Annotated in this window: 2 protein-coding genes; both read right to left on the reverse strand. The window is 69.2% G+C overall.

Annotation, left to right across the window (positions count from 1 at the left end):
• Positions 1-36: 36 nt before the first annotated feature.
• Positions 37-1,269 (reverse strand): serine protease, encoded by a 1,233-nt coding sequence (locus tag AB0B91_RS65790; RefSeq protein WP_089002239.1) that lies wholly within the window; start codon positions 1,267-1,269, stop codon positions 37-39.
• A 162-nt stretch (positions 1,270-1,431) separates the two neighbouring features.
• Positions 1,432-1,647: monovalent cation/H(+) antiporter subunit G (locus AB0B91_RS65795; RefSeq protein WP_358343176.1), on the reverse strand; the 216-nt coding region annotated here is incomplete at its 5' end.

Below are 1,647 nucleotides of genomic sequence, written 5' to 3' on the forward strand. Positions count from 1 at the left end.
CGTCGCGCCCCGGCGGCCCGTCTTGTCAGCGGATCGTCAGCCGTTGTTGTCGATGAGGCTGGCGATCTGGTTGTAGATCAGGTGGGCCTTCGCGCCCTGGTTCGACGGGCAGCCGCCGAGGTGGTGCAGGGCGATGACCCGGTGGCTGGAGTTCAGCACGGGCGAGCCCGAGTTGCCGCCGGAGGTGTCGCAGCTGTAGCTGATGTTCCAGCTGTTGTAGTTCGCGTTCTTGACGGTGCACGCCGCGCCGTTCTGGGTGTCCTCGAAGATCGAGAGACGCTTGGGCCTGCCGTCGCCGTGGCCCGGGATGTACATCCGGGTGCCGGTGCTGGTGGCGGTCGTCGCCAGGTAGAGCGTGCCGAAGCTCTGGATGCTGGTGAAGTTGTTCACCGAGTACAGGGCGTAGTCCAGTTCACCGGATCCACCACTGCTCACCTTGTAGAGCGTCGCCCCGCTCACCTTGGTGCCGGCGCCGGGGTTGTTGCCGCCGCAGGTGGCGCACTGGTAGTTGAACTGCATCTCGCTGCCGCTGACGGCGGACTGCGTGGAGAAGCAGTGCTTGTTGGTCAGCATGCGGTTGGTGTTGCCGACCCGCCAGGTGGTGCACATGCCGCCGCCGCTGATCAACAGCCGCGCCACGGCCCTGCCACGGGCGTACTCCGTGGGGTGGCTGTTCTGGTAGCAGACGACGTCGCGGCGGGCGTCGGTGCTGCACACCGACTGCGTGGAGAAGTTGTGCTGCGCGATCTCGGTGCGGTCGTAGCCGCGCCAGAACCGGTCGATGGTCGCGACGTTGCCGCGGGAGGCGCGGCTGCTGTGCAGCGTCACCACCGCCGTGTCGCCGTCGACCGACATGGCCCAGAAGCCCGGCTGCCCGTCCGTCGTGTAGTCCGAGCCGGTCGCCCGGTTCAGGTAGCGGTCGTACCGGTAGCTCTCGCGGCCGTCCGGGCTCGACACGGTGACGTAGTCGCCGTGGGCGAGCCGCAGCGCGCTGAAGTGCACCTTGACGTACGACGCGCCGGGGTGCCGGATGACCTGCGTGCGGCCGTCGCTGGCGGAGGAGAGCGCGCCGTCGACGGTACGGAGCTCACCGACCGTGGTGACGCCCTCCGCCTGGAACTGCTCCGACTCGGGTGCCCGCTGGGACTGCGGCGCGACGGGCTGAACCGCGTACGCCTCGGCGGCGGGTACCGACATGACGCTCAGCCCGAGCGTGCAGGCGCCGAGTGCGACCGCCGCCGTTCGCAGGCGGCGTAGGGCAAGTTTCATCGTCGCTCCCTCCGAGAGACCAGCACTGGACGTGCTTCCCGTCTTCATACACGAGGATGAGCAGACATGTAAATATGTCGATGGCTTCCCACGATGCTGGACGTGGCGGGACGACGCCTACGCCCACGACGGGCGGACCCGGCGGGGGAACGCCGCCGCCGGTCAGGACCGGCCGGAACTGATCCGGTCGAGGTGGGGCGCGAGCTCGTCGGTGATCAGCAGGTCGCGGCGGATCTCGTCGTGCGGGTAGCCGGCCCGGCCCACCATGTGCGCCGCGACGGGCGCGGTGGCGAGCTGGAAGGCGCCGACGAGGACGAGGGTGGTGATGTCCACGCCGGTACGCAGCCGCAGCGCGCAGCCGAGCAGGACGAGCAGCAG

Origin of the sequence: Nonomuraea sp. NPDC049141 (assembly GCF_040648415.1) — a bacterium.
In the GTDB taxonomy this organism is placed as follows: domain Bacteria; phylum Actinomycetota; class Actinomycetes; order Streptosporangiales; family Streptosporangiaceae; genus Nonomuraea.